16 protein-coding genes and 4 tRNA genes are annotated in these 16,106 nt (G+C 69.6%); 14 read left to right on the plus strand and 6 right to left on the minus strand.

Features of this window, described 5'->3' with window-relative positions; translation table 11 throughout:
* Positions 1-100: 100 nt before the first annotated feature.
* The 3 genes from PYV02_RS02690 to PYV02_RS02700 all read left to right on the plus strand — a co-directional run bounded on the left by PYV02_RS02690 (position 101) and on the right by PYV02_RS02700 (position 2,386).
* Positions 101-182: transfer RNA gene (locus PYV02_RS02690), tRNA-Tyr, on the plus strand.
* Between the two features lie 156 nt (positions 183-338).
* Positions 339-1,136, plus strand: coding sequence for an inositol monophosphatase family protein (locus PYV02_RS02695; RefSeq protein WP_275755929.1), 798 nt, complete (start codon positions 339-341; stop codon positions 1,134-1,136).
* A gap of 203 nt (positions 1,137-1,339) precedes the next feature.
* Complete coding sequence (locus tag PYV02_RS02700) at positions 1,340-2,386, plus strand: M23 family metallopeptidase (RefSeq protein ID WP_275755930.1); 1,047 nt, start codon at positions 1,340-1,342, stop codon at positions 2,384-2,386.
* A gap of 3 nt (positions 2,387-2,389) precedes the next feature.
* Here the strand turns inward: PYV02_RS02700 and PYV02_RS02705 are convergent, their stop codons facing one another.
* The gene (locus PYV02_RS02705; RefSeq protein WP_275755932.1) at positions 2,390-4,114 is read right to left on the minus strand and encodes a glycoside hydrolase family 13 protein; all 1,725 of its coding nucleotides are present in this window, start codon (positions 4,112-4,114) and stop codon (positions 2,390-2,392) included.
* A 113-nt stretch (positions 4,115-4,227) separates the two neighbouring features.
* On the opposite strand from PYV02_RS02705, the gene PYV02_RS02710 reads away from it, so the two are divergent.
* The 4 genes from PYV02_RS02710 (at position 4,228) to PYV02_RS02725 (ending at position 5,989) form a co-directional block, all read left to right on the plus strand.
* A tRNA-Thr gene (locus PYV02_RS02710) sits at positions 4,228-4,299 on the plus strand.
* A 33-nt stretch (positions 4,300-4,332) separates the two neighbouring features.
* Positions 4,333-4,406 (plus strand) — tRNA-Met (locus PYV02_RS02715).
* A gap of 240 nt (positions 4,407-4,646) precedes the next feature.
* The gene (locus tag PYV02_RS02720) at positions 4,647-5,189 is read left to right on the plus strand and encodes a sigma-70 family RNA polymerase sigma factor (protein WP_275755934.1); all 543 of its coding nucleotides are present in this window, start codon (positions 4,647-4,649) and stop codon (positions 5,187-5,189) included.
* Positions 5,186-5,989 carry a hypothetical protein gene (locus tag PYV02_RS02725; protein ID WP_275755936.1) on the plus strand — a complete coding sequence of 268 codons (804 nt, stop codon included), beginning with the start codon at positions 5,186-5,188 and terminating at the stop codon, positions 5,987-5,989. The genes PYV02_RS02720 and PYV02_RS02725 overlap by 4 nt, the downstream gene beginning before the upstream one ends.
* Before the next feature lie 43 nt (positions 5,990-6,032).
* Here the strand turns inward: PYV02_RS02725 and PYV02_RS02730 are convergent, their stop codons facing one another.
* Complete coding sequence (locus PYV02_RS02730; RefSeq protein WP_275755938.1) at positions 6,033-6,698, minus strand: hypothetical protein; 666 nt, start codon at positions 6,696-6,698, stop codon at positions 6,033-6,035.
* Positions 6,699-6,773: 75 nt separating this feature from the next.
* Entirely contained in the window at positions 6,774-6,989 is a 216-nt protein-coding gene (locus PYV02_RS02735; protein WP_275755939.1) for a hypothetical protein, read from the minus strand.
* Between the two features lie 465 nt (positions 6,990-7,454).
* Here PYV02_RS02735 and PYV02_RS02740 point away from each other — a divergent pair, with 465 nt between their 5' ends.
* Genes PYV02_RS02740 through PYV02_RS02750 form a run of 3 tightly spaced genes read left to right on the plus strand, consistent with a single transcriptional unit; the run spans position 7,455 to position 9,371 of the window.
* Entirely contained in the window at positions 7,455-7,901 is a 447-nt protein-coding gene (locus PYV02_RS02740) for an FAS1-like dehydratase domain-containing protein (protein ID WP_275755941.1), read from the plus strand.
* The gene (locus PYV02_RS02745; protein WP_275755943.1) at positions 7,894-8,298 is read left to right on the plus strand and encodes a MaoC/PaaZ C-terminal domain-containing protein; all 405 of its coding nucleotides are present in this window, start codon (positions 7,894-7,896) and stop codon (positions 8,296-8,298) included. The genes PYV02_RS02740 and PYV02_RS02745 overlap by 8 nt, the downstream gene beginning before the upstream one ends.
* Positions 8,298-9,371 (plus strand): UDP-N-acetylmuramate dehydrogenase, encoded by a 1,074-nt coding sequence (locus tag PYV02_RS02750; protein ID WP_275755945.1) that lies wholly within the window; start codon positions 8,298-8,300, stop codon positions 9,369-9,371. Before PYV02_RS02745 ends, PYV02_RS02750 begins: the two co-directional genes overlap by 1 nt.
* 152 nt (positions 9,372-9,523) lie before the next feature.
* Here the strand turns inward: PYV02_RS02750 and PYV02_RS02755 are convergent, their stop codons facing one another.
* Positions 9,524-10,129: a LysE/ArgO family amino acid transporter gene (locus PYV02_RS02755; RefSeq protein WP_275756028.1), complete on the minus strand. Its 606-nt coding sequence runs from the start codon at positions 10,127-10,129 to the stop codon at positions 9,524-9,526.
* Positions 10,130-10,204: 75 nt separating this feature from the next.
* Between PYV02_RS02755 and PYV02_RS02760 the strand changes: the two genes are divergently transcribed.
* On the plus strand, positions 10,205-11,098 hold the full coding sequence (locus PYV02_RS02760) for a LysR family transcriptional regulator ArgP (RefSeq protein ID WP_275755947.1): 894 nt from the start codon (positions 10,205-10,207) through the stop codon (positions 11,096-11,098).
* On the opposite strand, the gene PYV02_RS02765 is transcribed toward PYV02_RS02760, so the two are convergent.
* A complete protein-coding gene (locus PYV02_RS02765; RefSeq protein ID WP_275755949.1) occupies positions 11,095-12,303 on the minus strand; it encodes a pyridoxal phosphate-dependent aminotransferase in 1,209 nt (402 codons plus the stop codon). The two genes, PYV02_RS02760 and PYV02_RS02765, sit on opposite strands and share 4 nt — an antisense overlap.
* A gap of 85 nt (positions 12,304-12,388) precedes the next feature.
* On the minus strand, positions 12,389-14,323 hold the full coding sequence (locus PYV02_RS02770; protein ID WP_275755951.1) for a choice-of-anchor G family protein: 1,935 nt from the start codon (positions 14,321-14,323) through the stop codon (positions 12,389-12,391).
* Between the two features lie 256 nt (positions 14,324-14,579).
* Between PYV02_RS02770 and PYV02_RS02775 the strand changes: the two genes are divergently transcribed.
* The 3 genes from PYV02_RS02775 (at position 14,580) to nusG (ending at position 16,060) form a co-directional block, all read left to right on the plus strand.
* A tRNA-Trp gene (locus PYV02_RS02775) sits at positions 14,580-14,652 on the plus strand.
* Between the two features lie 58 nt (positions 14,653-14,710).
* Complete coding sequence (gene secE / locus PYV02_RS02780) at positions 14,711-14,992, plus strand: preprotein translocase subunit SecE (protein WP_275755953.1); 282 nt, start codon at positions 14,711-14,713, stop codon at positions 14,990-14,992.
* A gap of 54 nt (positions 14,993-15,046) precedes the next feature.
* A complete protein-coding gene (gene nusG, locus PYV02_RS02785; RefSeq protein WP_275755955.1) occupies positions 15,047-16,060 on the plus strand; it encodes a transcription termination/antitermination protein NusG in 1,014 nt (337 codons plus the stop codon).
* Positions 16,061-16,106: the final 46 nt, after the last annotated feature.

The following is a 16,106-nucleotide window of genomic DNA, read 5'->3' on the forward strand; positions in this document are numbered from 1 at the left end:
CGCGAACAGGGTGATCCTACTGGTCACACCACGGCGCCGGAGCTTGTATCCTTGTTCAGCGCGTTCGGTCAGGTGCGATCCACGTGGTCGGAAGCGCCCCGGCAAGTTACCCAAGCGGCCAAAGGGAGCTGACTGTAAATCAGCCGTTTTCAACTTCGGGGGTTCGAATCCCTCACTTGCCACACGAAGAAGGGCCCCGCTCAGGCGGGGCCCTTCTTCGTGTGACGGGTGATCGGAGCACCTCAGTGGGAGTCGAATCCCTTCTTCGCTTCGCGTGGCGGGTGGTCGGTCGGGCCCCCTGACCCCGCCGGTCACGCCAACCCGCCTACGCTGAACCCGTGAACACCGACCTGCTGTCCATCGCCCGCGACATCGCCCTGAGGGCTGGGGAGCTCGCCGCGCGGCGGCGTTCCGAGGGGGTGGAGGTCGCGGCATCCAAGTCGTCGTCGGTCGACATCGTCACCGAGGCCGACCGTGAGACCGAGCGCCTGATCCGGGATGCCCTCGCCGAGGCCCGGCCGAACGACGGCTTCTTCGGCGAGGAGTCCGGGGCCGAGGCGGGCTCGAGCGGGCTGACCTGGCTCGTGGATCCGATCGACGGAACGGTGAACTTCCTCTACGGCATCCCGCACTACGCCGTGAGCATCGCCGTGGTCGAGGGTGAGCCCGACCCGCTGACCTGGACCGCGCTCGCCGGCTGCGTCGTCAACCCCGCCAGCGGCGAGCTGTTCACGGCGACCGCGGGCGGCGGGGCGTTCCTGGGCGAGCGGCGTCTGGCGGTGGCCCCGCCGGTGCCGCTGTCGCAGGCGCTGATCGGCACCGGCTTCGCCTACGCCTCCGAGGTGCGCGGCGAGCAGGGTGGGCTCATCGCCGCGCTGCTGCCGCACGTGCGCGACATCCGGCGGCTCGGCACGGCGTCGCTCGACCTGTGCTTCACCGCGGCGGGCCGGCTCGACGCCTATTTCGAGCGCACGCTGAGCCCCTGGGACCATGCCGCCGGAGCGCTCGTCGCCCGGGAGGCCGGCGCGACGGTGAAGGGTCTGGGCGATGCCGCGCCGAGCCGGGAGTTCATCCTGGCGGGGCACCCGGAGGTCGCCCGCGCGCTCGAGGACATGCTGGCAGCCCTCTCCGAGTGAGACGCCACCGCTTGGCGTTCGTGAACGATGCGGGTACCCTGGGTGAATCCGTTATCGACGCGTTATAAATGTGCGCGTCATGCAACCCGAACACCGCGGCACCGCGTCGTCCGTGCGACGATCGCCGCTTGAGGAGTTCCGCCCGTCATGTCACTGAGCCCGAGTCCGACGCCGGTGACCTCGCATACCCGCGGCGGGCGCCTGTGACGTTCGATTCGGACTCGCCGTTCGCGCGCCTCGGGCTCGACCCCGCGCCGGCGGCGCAGAACAGCCAGGTGCAGGGCGACCAGCCGTTGACGCGGCGCCAGGCCCGTGAGCGGGATGCCGCGGCATCCGCACCCCTGCAGGCGCCGGAGTACGTGGCGATCCGCACCGAGGCGCCAGCGCCGACGGCGGCCCAGGACTTCCCGACCCGCAGCGCCAACCGCGCCCCTGCGCCGAGCCGCTCCGCCAAGCCCGCGGCCGCGCCGACGTTCGCGGCGGCCCCGAAGCGGGCCGGTAAGGCGAGCACCGCCCCGCGCGGTCGCAAGGTGAAGGTCAAGTTCACCAAGGCCAAGCGGCCCAAGTCGAGCTTCGGATCGAAGTTCCTCTCGCTCGGTGCGCTGCTCGGTGCCGCTGCGCTGCTGGTCGGCATGTCCGTGCCGGCGAACGCGTTCATCGACACCTTCCACACCGGGGCCGGCGCCGGAGCCACGGCCGAGCCGGTCGACGGACAGTCGATGAAGGTCTCCGCGGATGTCGCGGGCGCCACCACGGCCCGCGACGGCTTCGAGGTGATCTCCTACGCCGAACTGCTGCGGCTGAAGTACTCCGGGCTCAGCTACGCCTACACCGCGACGACCGGCGCGGTGCGTTGGCCGTTCCCGTATCCCGTGCCGATCACCGACGGTTTCGGCTACCGCGAGTACAACGAGTTCCACAACGGCGTCGACTTCGTCCCGGGCGCAGGCACCCCGATCTACGCGATCGCCGACGGCATCGTCACGACCGCCACCGAGCTCCAGTGGTCGTTCGGCAACCACGTGATCATCCGGCACAATCTGGGCGGCGTGAACGTGGAGAGCCTCTACGCGCACATGCAGACCGGCTCGAGCCCGCTCACCGTCGGCCAGGAGGTCAAGGTCGGCGACTTCATCGGTCTCGTCGGCGACACGGGTCGCGCCTACGGCGCGCACCTGCACTTCGAGGTGCACATCGACGGCGTGCCCGTCGACCCCTACGCCTGGCTGCAGGCGAACGCGGTCAACTGAGCGTCAGTTCGCGATCCAGACCGTGGTGTCGGTCGGCAGCACGCCACCGGTGATCTCCTCGCTCGCGAGCAGCACCTCGCCGATCGGCAGTTCGACCGGCACCTTGCCGAGGTTCGCCAGCACCGTGACCGGTCCGTTGCGGAATGCGACGACCGACGATCCGAAGCCCTTCAGCCACTCGATGCGCCCGGCACCGAGTTCGAGCTCGCGGCGCAGTCGCAGTGCGGTGCGGTAGAGCTCGAGGGTGCTGCCGGGAATGCCCACCTGGGTGTCGCGGGCGAACGGGTCCCAGTCGGCCGGCTGCGGCAGCCAGCTCTTGCCCGAGGTGTTGAAGCCGTAGGCGGGCTTGTCGGCCTCCCAGGGGATCGGCACGCGGCATCCGTCGCGACCGTACTTCTCGCCGTTGGTGCGGAACCAGGTCGGGTCCTGCCGGGCCTCGTCGGGCAGCTCCATGTCTTCGGGCAGCCCGAGCTCCTCGCCCTGGTAGAGATACGCGCTGCCGGGCAGGGCGAGCATCAGGGATGTCGCGGCCCGCGCCCGACGCAGCCCGAGCACCGGGTCGGGCTTGCCGGGTGAGAGCGGCCCGATGCCTGCGCCCTGGGGGCTGTCGGCGGTCAACGCCAGGCGCGAGGCGTGACGCACGACGTCGTGGTTGGAGAGCACCCAGGTGGACGGCGCACCCACGCCTTCGAAGGCCGCGAGCGACTCCTTGATCACGCGTCGCAACGCCGGCGCCTTCCAGTCGGTGAACATGTAGGCGAAGTTGAAGGCCTGACTCATCTCGTCGGGCCGCACCCAGAGGGCGACCTTCTCGAGCGGGTCCACCCAGGCCTCGGCGCACAGCACACGGTCACCCTCGTACTCGGCGAGCACCGAGTGCCATTCGCGCCAGATCTCGTGCACGCCCGCCTGACCCCAGTAGGGCGGGTCCGGGGGCTCGGTCGGGTCTTCGATGGCGGGCGCGAGCACGGAGTCGTCGTGCTGCCCGCCGCCCATCGAGGCGCCCTCGGCGGGCGGGGTGTAGTCGGGCAGGCCGGCCTGCTTGATCATGCCGTGCGCGACATCCACCCGGAATCCGTCGACACCGCGGTCGAGCCAGAACCGCAGGATGTCTTTGAACTGCTCGCGAACCCACGGGTTCTCCCAGTTGAGGTCGGGCTGGGTCTTGTCGAAGATGTGCAGGAACCACTGCCCGGGCGTGCCGTCGGGGCGCGTCACGCGCTCCCACATCGATCCGCCGAAGACGGACTCCCAGTTGTTGGGCGGCAGGTCACCGTTCGGCCCCTTGCCCTCGCGGAACATGTAGCGGTCGCGCTCGGGCGAACCCTCGGGGGCGGCCAGTGCCTCCTGGAACCAGCGGTGCTGGTCGGAGGTGTGGTTGGGCACCATGTCGGCGATCACCTTGAGGCCGAGCCCGTGGGCGGTGGCGAGCAGGCGATCGAAGTCCGCGAGGGTGCCGAACAGCGGGTCGACGTCGCAGTAGTCGGAGACGTCGTATCCGGCATCCTTCTGCGGGGAGCGGAAGAACGGCGAGAGCCAGATCGCGTCGACCCCGAGCTCGGCGAGCGCCCCGAGACGGCTCGTGATGCCGGCGAGGTCGCCCACTCCATCGCCCGTGGAGTCCGCGAAGGATCGCGGATACACCTGGTAGATCACCGCGGTGCGCCACCACTCGCTTCCGGTGGTCACGAGGGTGCGCTTGGCGTCGGCCGGGTCGGTGGTCGTCATTGGGCCACGATATCGCAAGCGCTTACACGCCTTCTGCGCACTCGACCGCCGAGCGGGCCCCCGCGGGGTGCTAATCTCTTACGGTGCCATCGGGCGTTCTGCCCGGATTGTGCGCCCCCTTAGCTCATTGGTAGAGCACTTCCTTGGTAAGGAAGAGGTAGTGGGTCCGATTCCCACAGGGGGCTCGGTGGTCCGTTTTTCTTCTGCGGATGCCGCGTGGCTGGGTAGCTCAGTTGGTGAGAGCGCACGACTCATAATCGTGAGGTCGCGGGTTCGAATCCCGCCCCAGCTACAGACGAAGAATGGCCCCGCTCCTGCGGGGCCATTCTTCGTCTTCGGGTGGGGCGGATTGAGACCCCGCTCTGGCGTGGGGCCCCGGCCGCCGGTTCCGGCGCACCGCGCAGCGGTGTGACGGCCGTGCGCCGCCGGGGAGTCGAATCCCGCCCCAGCCGTTCCGGCGCCCGCGAGTGGGCTGCGAAACTCGGGGCATGCGATGTGTCACATCCCCTCCCGCCCCGGACATGTCCTTGATGTGAGCGAACCAACGTCCAGCGAAGCGGATTACCGCGCGTTCTTCCGCGAGGTGTATCCGGACCTCCTGCGCTTTGCACAGCGACGGGTCGAGCCGTCCGAGGCGGAGGAGGTGGCCGCCGAGGCGATGCTGATCGTCTGGCGGCGCTTCGACCGTGCGCCACGGGAGCCGAGCGATCGGCGCGCGTGGACGTTCGGAGTGGCGCGCAACGTGCTCTTCAACACCCGTCGCTCGCGGACGCGCTGGAACGCCTTGGGCGTGCGGCTCGCCGCGCACGCGGTGCCGTCGACCGACGACCACGCGGAGCGGGTGAACGCGAGCGTCGACGTGCGGCGCGCGTGGGAGCAGCTCACGCCATCCCAGCAGGAGACGCTCGCGCTCACGATCCTCGACGGGCTGCGCGCGAACGAGGCGGCCGTGGTGCTCGGCATCAGCGCCGTCAGCTACCGTGCGCGGCTCACCCGGGCCCGTCGCGCGTTGCGAGTGCTGCTTCGGGATGATGCGGCCGCTCACACCACCCTGATCGAAAGGCAAGCGCAATGAAGTTCACCGACTCCGCCATCCGGGCACTCGATCCGGCCGACACCGGCCTGAGCGAGGCACAGCGAGCCAGGGCGGATGCCCTGCTCGAACGCATCGTCGCCGGCGAGGCCGCGGCGCCCGTCCGCCGCCGAGCCGCCATCGGCTGGCGCATCGCAGGAGCCCTGGTCGCGACCGCCGCGGTGACGGCGGCGATCGTCGTGGTGCCGGGCCTGGGGCGCGGTTCGGCCGCGGTGGCGTCCTGGACCGCCGAGCCGAGCGTCGCGACCGCGGCCGACCTGCGCGTCGCCGAGGCGGCCTGCCGGTCGACGTTGCGGTTCGTCGATGACATCGATCAGATCCCGCTCGCGCTCGCCGAACGCCGAGGCGACGTGCTCGGACTCTTGTTCTGGCGCGAGAACCCCGAGCTCGCCGTCTCGTGCCTCGCGGTGCTGCCCCTGGGCGCCGAGGCCGTCTCGGAGGTGCACGGCGGATCGGGAGGGTCGTCCGGCCCCGCGATCGTGCCGCCCGCCGGCACGGTCATCGAGGGCGCGATCTCGCAGGACACCATCGGCGGCTCCCCGCTCTCCATGGTCAACGGCGGCGTCGGCGAGAACGTCGTCGGGGTCACGATCCACTCGGGCGACCTCACGGCCGAGGCGACGGTCGCGGACGGTCGATACACGGCATGGTTGCCCGGTGCCGTCTTCTCCGGCATCGGCCAGCCGAGCGGGCGTGGCGGACCGGAGGTGACGCTCAGCTACGACCTGGAACTCAGCGACGGCACCGTGCTCACGAACGTCGAGCCGTACATCCCGCGCTGATCGCTGGGGATGAGGCGCCGGGTGCGTGCCCGGCGCCTCATCGCTACAGCCAGAGCGCGGGGATCGTCAGCGTCAGCACGAGCGCGACGAGGAAGATCGCACCGGCGACCGAGCTGAGCACGACCTTGACGAGGTAGTTGCGCACGATCGCGGCGATACCGAGCAGGAACAGCGACAGGGCCATGAGCACGGTGTTCAACGTCTGGCGGTCGCTGAGGCCGTTCGCCTCGTCGCCCTCGGCGATCGTGGCATCCGCGAGGTCGCTCTTCTCGGCGTAGCCGCCGAACAGTGCGGCCTGGTAGTCCTCGCTGTTGAGCGGGCTGTAGTAGAAGTCGGGGTCGGAGGCGTTCTGCTCGTCGGCCCAGGCGATGGCCGCCTCGAGCTCGGGGGAGACCGACTCGAAGAAGATGGTGTCGTACTTCTCCTGAGCGAGGGGGTCGCCGGCCGCGGCATCCAGCTGCAACTCGCGCAGTCGCACGATCAACTGCCCGTCCTGCGTGTACTGCTGGTTGCCTTCGAGGTACATCGACTCGGCCTCGGTGGCGAGGTTCGAGCCGACCGTGTACTTCTGCGTCATCTGACCGTCGTAGAGCGCGCTCTGGAACGAGGCGTACGCCGTCACGACGGCGATCAGGCCCAGCATGATCGCGATGATCAGCTCGATGTGGCGCTTGAGGAAGGACTCAGTGACGGGGGTTTCGGATGACAACGGGGCAACTCCGGTTCGACGATGGCGGGTGGGGCTGCGTCAGTATATTGCCGCGCAGCCGCCGCCCTTCGCCGGTCAGTCCCGCTGGAACGCCGCCTTCGCCTCCGCGACCGTCGGGAAGGTGCCGATGGTGCGCGCCAGGTGCGTGGAGGCGACGAATCCGAGAGTGTCGGCTTCGATCATCCCGGCGAACTCGCCGTCGCGGTGCCCCACCCAGAGTCCGGGTTGCACGACGGTCCACACGATGCCGGCGGGTCGCTGGCGCGCGGGTCGCGGCTGGGTCAACGTCATGGTTGCTCCTTGCGTTCTTCGTCGAATGCAGGGCGATGCTCTTGGTGGAGCGGGTGCTGTGTGTCGATCCAAACACTCGGCCCGGCGCGTGTCGAGGGGTTGCGGATGAACTCTCGGCGTGCGATCAGGATGTCGGCGGCCCGCGCTAGCCTGGACCGAGATTCGCGACACGCCGAAACACAACATGTAGGGGAATGACATTCGTGTGATTCCGGTTATATAGTGATAATCCACCGCAAACAGCGGGTGAACACGAGAAGACTTAGGGGAGGTTCCGATGGACAACGAGACTGACACCGTGGGTGGCTACGCCGTTCCCATGGACCCGATGGATCTCCTGCAGTGCGACAGCTGCCAGTAGGCAGCAGCACCTCAGATCCCGGCCCCGGTCGACCTCACGGTCACCGGGGCTTTCGGTTTCACGGGGCAGGATCGCGTGCCGCGGCCGGTCGCTAGGCTGGCTGCGTGTCAGTCAACCCCGATCTCGTGGGCCGAGCCTTCGCGCCCGTCGCGCCCTACCTCGTGGGCCGCGAGAAGGTGCGCGAGTTCGCTCGAGCCGTGTTCGCCACCAGCCCGCTGAACCACGACCCCGCCGCCGCGGTCGCCGCTGGGTACGCGGATGTCGTCGCTCCTCCCACGTTCCCCGTCGTGATTCAGGAGGCGACGCTGCAGCAGTTGCTCGCGGAGCCGGATGCCGGCATCGACTTCAGCCGCGTCGTGCACGGCGATCAGCGCTTCAGCTACACCCGCCCGGTGGTGGCCGGCGACGAGCTCACCGCCACGCTCGCGGTGACGAGTGTGAAGACGCTCGGCGGCAACGCAATGGTCACGGCGGAGTCGACGATGGTCGACGCCGCAGGCGAGCACGTCGTGACCGCGATTTCGACCTTGGTGGTGCGGGCGGATGACTGAGCTCACCGTCGGCGACGTGGTGGCCGAGCGCACCACCCACCTCACGCGCGACTCCCTCGTGCGGTACGCCGGGGCATCCGGCGACTTCAACCCGATCCACTACCGTGACGACATCGCGCGCTCCGTCGGGCTGCCGGGTGTGCTCGCCCACGGCATGCTCACCATGGGGCTCGCGGTGCAGCCAGTCGTCGATTGGCTCGGCGACCGTGGCTGGGTGCGGGACTATCAGGTGCGCTTCACCCGTCCCGTGCTCGTGGACCCAATCGACGGCGCGACGGTGACGGTCGTCGCGAAGGTCGGCGCGGTGGAGGACGGCGGCGCGCGCATCGACCTCACGGTGACGTTCGCCGACCAGACCGTGCTCGGCAAGGCGCAGGTGCTGGTCGCCTTCGCGTGATGCTGCTCTCCGAACTCACCACCATGCGGGTCGGCGGGCCGGCGCGCGAACTCGTGACCGCGACGACGCGGGACGAGATCGTGGAGGCCGCCCGCCGCGTGTGGTCCGCCGGCGACGAGTGGCTCGTGCTGGGCGGCGGCAGCAACGTGGTGGTCTCGGATGAGGGCTTCGACGGCACGGTCATCCACGTCGCCTCGCGGGGCATCGACCGCGCGACCGACGGGGTGCCGCGACTGCTCGTGCAGGCGGGGGAGCCGTGGGATGCGGTGGTGCACTATGCGGTCGAGCACGGGCTCGCCGGCATCGAGGCGCTCGGCGGCATCCCGGGTTCGGCGGGTGCGGCTCCCATGCAGAACATCGGGGCCTACGGGCAGGAGGTGGGCGGGTCGCTGGTCGCGATCGAGTTCCTCGACTACCTGACCGGGGAGATCGAGCACGTGCCGGCCTCTGAACTCGAGCTGGGATACCGCACGTCGGCGCTGAAGCGCGGCAGACAGGGCGTCGTGCTCGCCATCGAGCTCGAACTCACGCCCTCGACGCACGGCGCGGTCGGCTACGCCCAGCTCGCCGCGGCACTCGGTCTGCCGATGGGCGGGAGCGCGCCGCTGCGTGACATCCGCGCGCGGGTGCTCGAGCTGCGGGCGTCGAAGGGCATGGTGCTCGACCCGGGCGACCCGGACTCGGTCAGCTGCGGCTCGTTCTTCACCAATCCGATCGTGCCCGAGAACGTCGCGCGACGGCTGCCGGTGGATGCTCCGCGCTGGCCGGTCGAGCCCGAGCCGTCACCGGTCGCCGTGCCTCTCGGCGCCGAGCCCATCGCGCCGAGGCCGGAGTCCGACCTGGTCAAGCTCAGCGCCGCGTGGTTGATCGAGCGCTCCGGGATCGCGCGCGGCTTCCGGCTGCCGGGCTCGCGCGTGGCGATCTCGAGCAAGCACACCCTCGCGATCACCAATCGAGGGGATGCCACGGCCGAGGAGGTCGCGCAGCTCGCGCGCTACATCCGCACCCGCGTCGCCGCCCAGTTCGGCATCGAGCTGCAACCGGAGCCCGTCGCCGTCGGCGTGGAACTCTAGCCAGCACCTGCCCGCCGGACATGCGCGTGGCGGGAGTTGTTGACCCGTGGCGGGAGTAACACCTCTCGCCGCGCGTGAACTGCTCCCGCCGGATGCGGAATAACTCCCGCCACACAACCACAACTCTCGCCGCGCGCCGCCGCCCCCCCGGCTCAGTGCGGCACGACGAGGCTCACCGCGATCGCCACCATCACCACGGCGATCACGCCGTCGAGCACGCGCCAGGCGGTCGGCCTCGCGAAGGCGGGCGCGAGCAGGCGTGCACCGAACCCGAGCGCGCTAAACCACAGCACGCTGCCGAGCATCGCGCCCGCGCCGAACGCCCAGCGCCATTGCCCGTGCGTGCTCGCGACCGAGCCGAGCAGCACCACGGTGTCCAGGTAGACGTGCGGGTTGAGCCAGGTCAGGGCGAGCGTCGTGCCCGCGACGGCGAGCAGGCTTGCGCCCGTGGCATCCCCGGATGCCACGGCGAGCCCCGTGGGTCGCAGCGCTCGCCGCGCAGCCAGCGCGCCGTACACCGCCAGGAACACCGCACCGGCCCACCGCACGACGTCGACGAGCCACGGCACGCGGTCGAACACCCACCCCGCACCCGCCACGCCGAGCGCGATGAGCGCGGCGTCGGAGAGCGCGCAGATCAGGATCACGACCACGATGTGCTCCCGCCGCAGGCCCTGGCGCAGTACGAAGGCGTTCTGCGCGCCGATGGCGACGATGAGGGAGAGGCCGAGGCCGAGGCCGGCGAGCGCTGCGGGGATCACGGCACGACGCTACGGCGCCGAGCGTCGGTCAGTCCAACTCAAGATTATGATGCCTCATTAGGAGAGCTACAGATGCGGATCCAGCGCGAACAACTCGAGACCCTCGCGGCGGTCGTCGACGCGGGCACGTTCGACGCGGCCGCGAGACGGCTCGGCGTGACCCCTTCGGCCATCAGCCAGCGGATGAAGGCGTTCGAGCAGCAACTCGGGAGAGTGCTGGTCGTGCGCTCGAAGCCGGTGCGCGCAACCGAGTCGGCGGCACCGCTGCTGCGGTTGGCGCGTCAGCTCGCGCTGCTCGAGCACGACGCCGGCACCGCACTCGGTGTCGACGGCGACGGGGAGCTGAGCATCCCCCTCGCGGTCAACGCCGATTCCATGGCCTCCTGGTTCCTCCCGCCGCTGGCACGCGTCGCCGCCGAGCACCGGGTGACGTTCGACCTCCACCGAGAAGACCAGGAGCACACCGCCGCACTCCTCGCCGCCGGCACGGTGATGGCCGCGGTCACCTCGCAATCGCGAGCGGTGCCGGGATGCACGGTCACGGCCCTCGGCGCCATGGAGTACCGCGCCGTCGCGACCCCCGAGTTCGCCGCCCGCTGGTTTCCCCGGGGGATCACCGCGGACGCGGTCGCCGATGCCCCGATGCTCGACTTCGATCGGGACGACGAACTGCAGTCGCGCTACCTGCGCCTCGTCGCGCGGGGAGACGTGCATCCGCCCCGGCACTTCGTGCCGGCCTCCGCCGACTTCGCCCTGGCGGTGACCCTCGGCCTCGGCTGGGCGATGCTGCCGGATGCCCAGGCCGACGCCCCGCGTCGCTCCGGCGCACTGGTCGACCTCGACCCCGCTCGTCCGATTCGGGTGCCGCTCTACTGGCAGCAGTGGGATCTGCGCTCGCCCGTGCTCGACGCCGTCGCCGGCGAGGTGCTCGCCGCGGCTCGCGCGAGCCTGGTGAGCGGGCGCTAGCCGAAGAGCTTCTGCAGGCGCTGCACGCCCTCGAGCAGCGCGTCGTCGCCGAGCGCGTAGGCCAGGCGCAGGTATCCGCTCGGCCCGAACGCCTCGCCGGGCACGACGGCCACCTCGGCCTCGTTCAGAATGAGGTCCGCGAGTTCCAGCGACGTCGTCGGCGTGACGCCGCCCCACTCGCGATGCAGCAGGCCCGAGACATCCGGATACACGTAGAAGGCGCCGGCCGGGGTCGGGCACACGACGCCCGGGATGCGGGAGAGCTCCGCGACGATCGTGTCGCGTCGTCGCTCGAACGCGGCGCGCATGGCCTCCACGGCCTCCTGCGGTCCGGTGAGCGCTTCGATGGCGGCGCGCTGCGAGATGTTGGAGACGTTGCTCGTCAGGTGCGACTGGAGGTTGCTGGCCGCCTTCGCGACGTCCGCGGGGCCAACCATCCAGCCGAGTCGCCAGCCCGTCATCGAGTAGCTCTTCGCGACGCCGTTGACGAGGATGGCGCGGTCGGCGAGCGCCGGCACGGCGTCCACGATCGACGTGGCCGCCTTCGGGTTCGCACCCTGACCGTAGATGAGGTTCTGGTAGATCTCGTCGGCGATGACCCAGAGGTCGTGACGCTCGACCCACTCGCCGATCTCGCGCGTCTGCTCGGCCGAATAGACCGCGCCGGTGGGGTTCGACGGCGAGACGAAGAGCAGCACCTTGGTCTTCTCGGTGCGCGCGGCCTCGAGCTGCTCGACGGTCACCAGGTAGTCCTGGTCGGCCCCCGCGAAGACCTCGACCGGCACGCCGCCGGCGAGCTTGATGGCCTCCGGGTAGGTGGTCCAGAACGGGGTCGGCACGAGCACCTCGTCGCCCGGATCGAGGATGGTGGCGAACGCCTGGTAGACCCCCTGCTTGCCGCCGTTGGTCACCACCACCTGGCTCGGGGACACCTCGAGTCCGCTGTCGCGAAGGGTCTTCGCGGCGATCGCCTCGCGCAACTCGGGCAGCCCGGCCGCGGGCGTGTAGCGGTGGTTCTTCGGGTCGAGCACCGCGCGCGCGGCGGCCTCGACGATGTTCTGCGGGGTGGGGAAGTCCGGCTCGCCCGCGGCGAAGCTGATCACCGGGCGACCTTCGGCCTGCAGGGCCTTGGCGCGGGCATCCACCTTCAACGTGGCGGACTCGGCGATGGCGGCGATGCGGGCGGAGATGCGGTGGTGGCTCACCAGACCAGCTTAAAGCAAGGAGAGGGGCCGGAGCCGGGCCCTGGGGGACTTCCGACTCCGGCCCCTCATTGGGGTACCGGTGGCCCTAGGTCAAGGACCGGGGGTGGTTCTTCCGGTAGCCCTCCCTCGCCAGGTAGGCACCCGCTGCCAACAGGGCGAGGATGACCGCGATCAGGGTGGCGATGCCGACACCCGTGTACGCGAGCTGGTTGTTCGCGGCCGGCGTGCCGGGGTTGCCGGGGTTGCCGGGCGTGCCGGGGTCCCCGGGGTCACCCGGGTCTCCGGGATCGATCACCTGCGTGATGTTCGGACCGACCGTGGCGGCCGCGACGTTCACGGTCGCGACCGATCCCGCACCGGGGAGCACCGAGACGCGCACGGCGGTCTGCGTGAACATGCTGCCGGTGGCGACCGCGGTGCCCATCGGGCTGGCCATGGTCGTCTCCTGGAGGTTCACTCGCACGGAGAGCAGGTCGGTGAGCACCCGATCGACGCTCGTCGCCCCGAGAAGGCCCTCGACCGCGGGGTCGACGAGGTTGAGGTCGAGCGCGTCGACCACCTGGCTCACGACGCCGTCCTGATCGAACAGTCCATCGAGCAGGCCGCCGGCCAGGCCGTCGAGCACGCCGTCGATGTCGATCGCGGTGTTGACGGTGCCGCCGAGCAGCGAGATCGAGGCGCTGGACTTCGCGGCCACGCCGTTCAGGATCTGGTCGACCGAGCCCTCGATGTCGAGCACGACGGACGACTCGAGGGTCGGAAGCACCGTGTCGACCAGGGTGCAGACCGTCTCGGTCGTGTAGCCGATGATGCCCTGCGTGGCCCCACCGGTGAGGCCGCCCAACAGGCCGCCCACGCCCGACAGGATGTCGCCGATGATCGGCACCTGCTGCAGCACGCACTGCTCGGTCTGAGTGACACCGCCCCCCGAGAGCAGGCTGAGGTCGGCGTTCACCGTGACCTTCGCGTTGTGCAGGGTCGCCTCCACCCGATCGACGATCTGGCTCGCGAGCAGCTGCACGGTGTCGGTGATGCTCGTGAGCACCTTGCCGATGACCGCATCGGAGAGCAGTTCGGTGTTCACGGGCAGGTTGTTCAGATCGCCGCCGGCGAGAGCCTCGAGATCGACCGTCACCTCGCCGGTCTGCAGGTTGAAGCTCACTGCACCATCGCCGTAGGTGCCGGTGAGCAACGACTGCACGGCCGCCTGCACGTCCGCGTCGATCGACACGTTGACGTTGGCCGAGGAGCCGATCACGCCAAGCACGGGGTCGAGGATCCGGTCCACCGCATCGCCCAGCAGGCCGTCATCCGTGCCGATCGCGAGCAACTGCTGGTCCACGCCGGCGAGCGAGGTGTTCACTCGATCGGTGAGACCGCTGATGGCGGGGCTCGAGAAGATGAGCTTTGCGCCGGCGAGGGTGTAGTCGCCGCTCGCGGAGTTCTTGTTGGCGCTGGCCTGGGCCGCGACGGCCTCGAGGGAGAGCCGCAGGTCGCTGATCACCGAGTCGAACTCGCTCGACAGCAGCGGGTCGATGTCGAAGGCGAGGTCGCCGGCGGAACCGGTGCCGACGGCTCCCGCACCGATCGCGCCGTCGCTGCCGATCGCGCCGCTCGATCCCATCGAGACGCCGTTGCGGTCGGCTTCCGCGTACTGGCCGACCGCGCCCGCGTCGACGAAGTCGCCGAGGTCGAGCTGCACGCCTTGCGGCTGCTCGATGTCGATGGTCTGCAGCACGCTCGCGCTGAGCGGGTCCTTCGAGGTCTGCTTGTTCTGGGTGCCGTCGTTGCGGGCCTCGGCCGCCGCGAGCGCGACGATGTTCGCGAGGTCGGAACCGAGCAGGGTGCCGGAGAGGAACTGACCCTCGGCGTACGAGGCGGTGGCCTCCTCCGCGTTGGCGGAGATCGGGACGAGCGTGATGCCCGCCGTGAGAGCGACGACGCCCACGGTCGCGCTGGCGCGACGGAGCAGTGTGGATGACCCGTGGTGAACTCCAGCGCGCGGGATGTGTGTGAACACGACTGGTACCTTCCTGACGATTGGTGCTGCATCGGTGCGGAGTGTTTGCGCCCCGCTTCACCCGAAGAGACCGGGTACCCCCTCGGCTATGACGCCGCTTCGCCGATATTTCCCCTCCGTCCGCGATGACGTACACTGATGGAGGTAGTTGAAATCTGCCAAGCTTTCGCGCGCCCTCCGGCGGCACACCACCCCCGACACCCGCTCGTGGAAGCCTGCATTTCGATTCCCGGGGAACCGTTCAGACGGTTCTCGAAGGGCGGTGGCTCAATTGGTAGAGCAGCGGTCTCCAAAACCGCAGGTTGCAGGTTCGAGTCCTGTCCGCCCTGCAGCTCCTCCTGGCGTCAGCCGGGAGGGCGAGTAAGCCGAATCATCGGAAGGTAGACCGTGGCCAGGAAAGTGATCGACGAGCCCAGTGAGGACGTCGTAGCCAACGCCAAGAAGGACCGCGCCGCACGGCGCAGCCCCTTTGCGCGCATGGCCCTGTTCGTGCGCCAGGTGATCGGCGAGCTCAGGAAGGTCGTCACACCGACCCGTCGGGAGCTGCTGAGCTACACCGGCGTCGTGCTCGTGTTCGTCGTCATCATGATGGCGATCGTCTCGGGACTCGACTTCGGGTTCAGCGCGCTCGTGAACTTCCTGTTCGGCGATCCGACGATCGCCGGCTGACCCGACCCATCACGGCGCCGCCGCGTCGAGGTATTCCCCATGGAAAGAGATCCAGTGTCCGAGAACCACCGCGAAGACTACGAGCTCGCGACGGCCGCCGAGCAGTCCGCTGAGGACGACGAGGCCCAGACCGGCAACGAGCTCGCCCGCGAGGACCGCTCGGAGAACGCGGCGGAGTCGGAGGCGATTCACGTCGTCGACGATGAAGGCGACGACCAGGACCCCGATCTCGAGGGCCTGCTCGCAGCCCTCGACGCCGCGGTGGACCCCGAGGCGGACGCCATCATCGATGACGCGCTCGAGATCGACTCCCTCGACGAGGCCAACGCCTCGGTCGCCGCGACCGAGGACGAACTCGCGATCGAGGCCGAGGAAGAGGCGCTCGAGGAGCCCGAGGTCACTCCCTACGACGGGCCGGAGCTCGGCGACGATGACGAGGACGCCGCTGAGGTCGACCCCTACGACGAGTTCAAGGCCGAGCTGCGCGCAAAGCCGGGCAAGTGGTACGTCATCCACTCCTACGCGGGCTTCGAGAAGCGCGTGAAGCAGAACATCGAGAACCGCAAGGTCTCGATGGCCATGGAGGACTACGTCTTCCAGGTCGAGGTTCCGATGGAAGACGTCGTGGAGATCAAGAACGGCCAGCGCAAGCTCGTCAACCGCGTGCGCATCCCCGGCTACGTGCTCGTGCGCATGGACCTCAACGAAGACAGCTGGTCGGTCGTGCGGCACACCCCCGGTGTGACCGGATTCGTCGGCAACTCCCACAACCCGGTTCCGCTGCGGTTCGAAGAGGCCTTCAACATGCTCAAGAGCCTCGTGCAGGTCGTCGAGGCTCCGGCCACGAAGGGCGGCGGAGCCAAGGGCAAGGCCGCGACCCGCGTCATCCCGGCCGAGATCGACTTCGAGGTCGGCGAGACCATCACGATCAAGGAGGGTTCGTTCGCGGGCCTGCCCGGCACCATCAGCGAGATCAAGGCGGAGAGCGGCAAGCTCATCGTGCTCGTCTCGCTGTTCGAGCGCGAGACGCCGGTCGAGCTGTCGTTCGACCAGGTCACCAAGCTGTAGTTCCCAGACCACCGCATCCAACCGGATGACGGGAGAGCCGGCCAAC

The sequence above is a fragment of the Antiquaquibacter metalliresistens genome (assembly GCF_029211225.1).
Lineage (GTDB): Bacteria > Actinomycetota > Actinomycetes > Actinomycetales > Microbacteriaceae > Rhodoglobus > Rhodoglobus metalliresistens.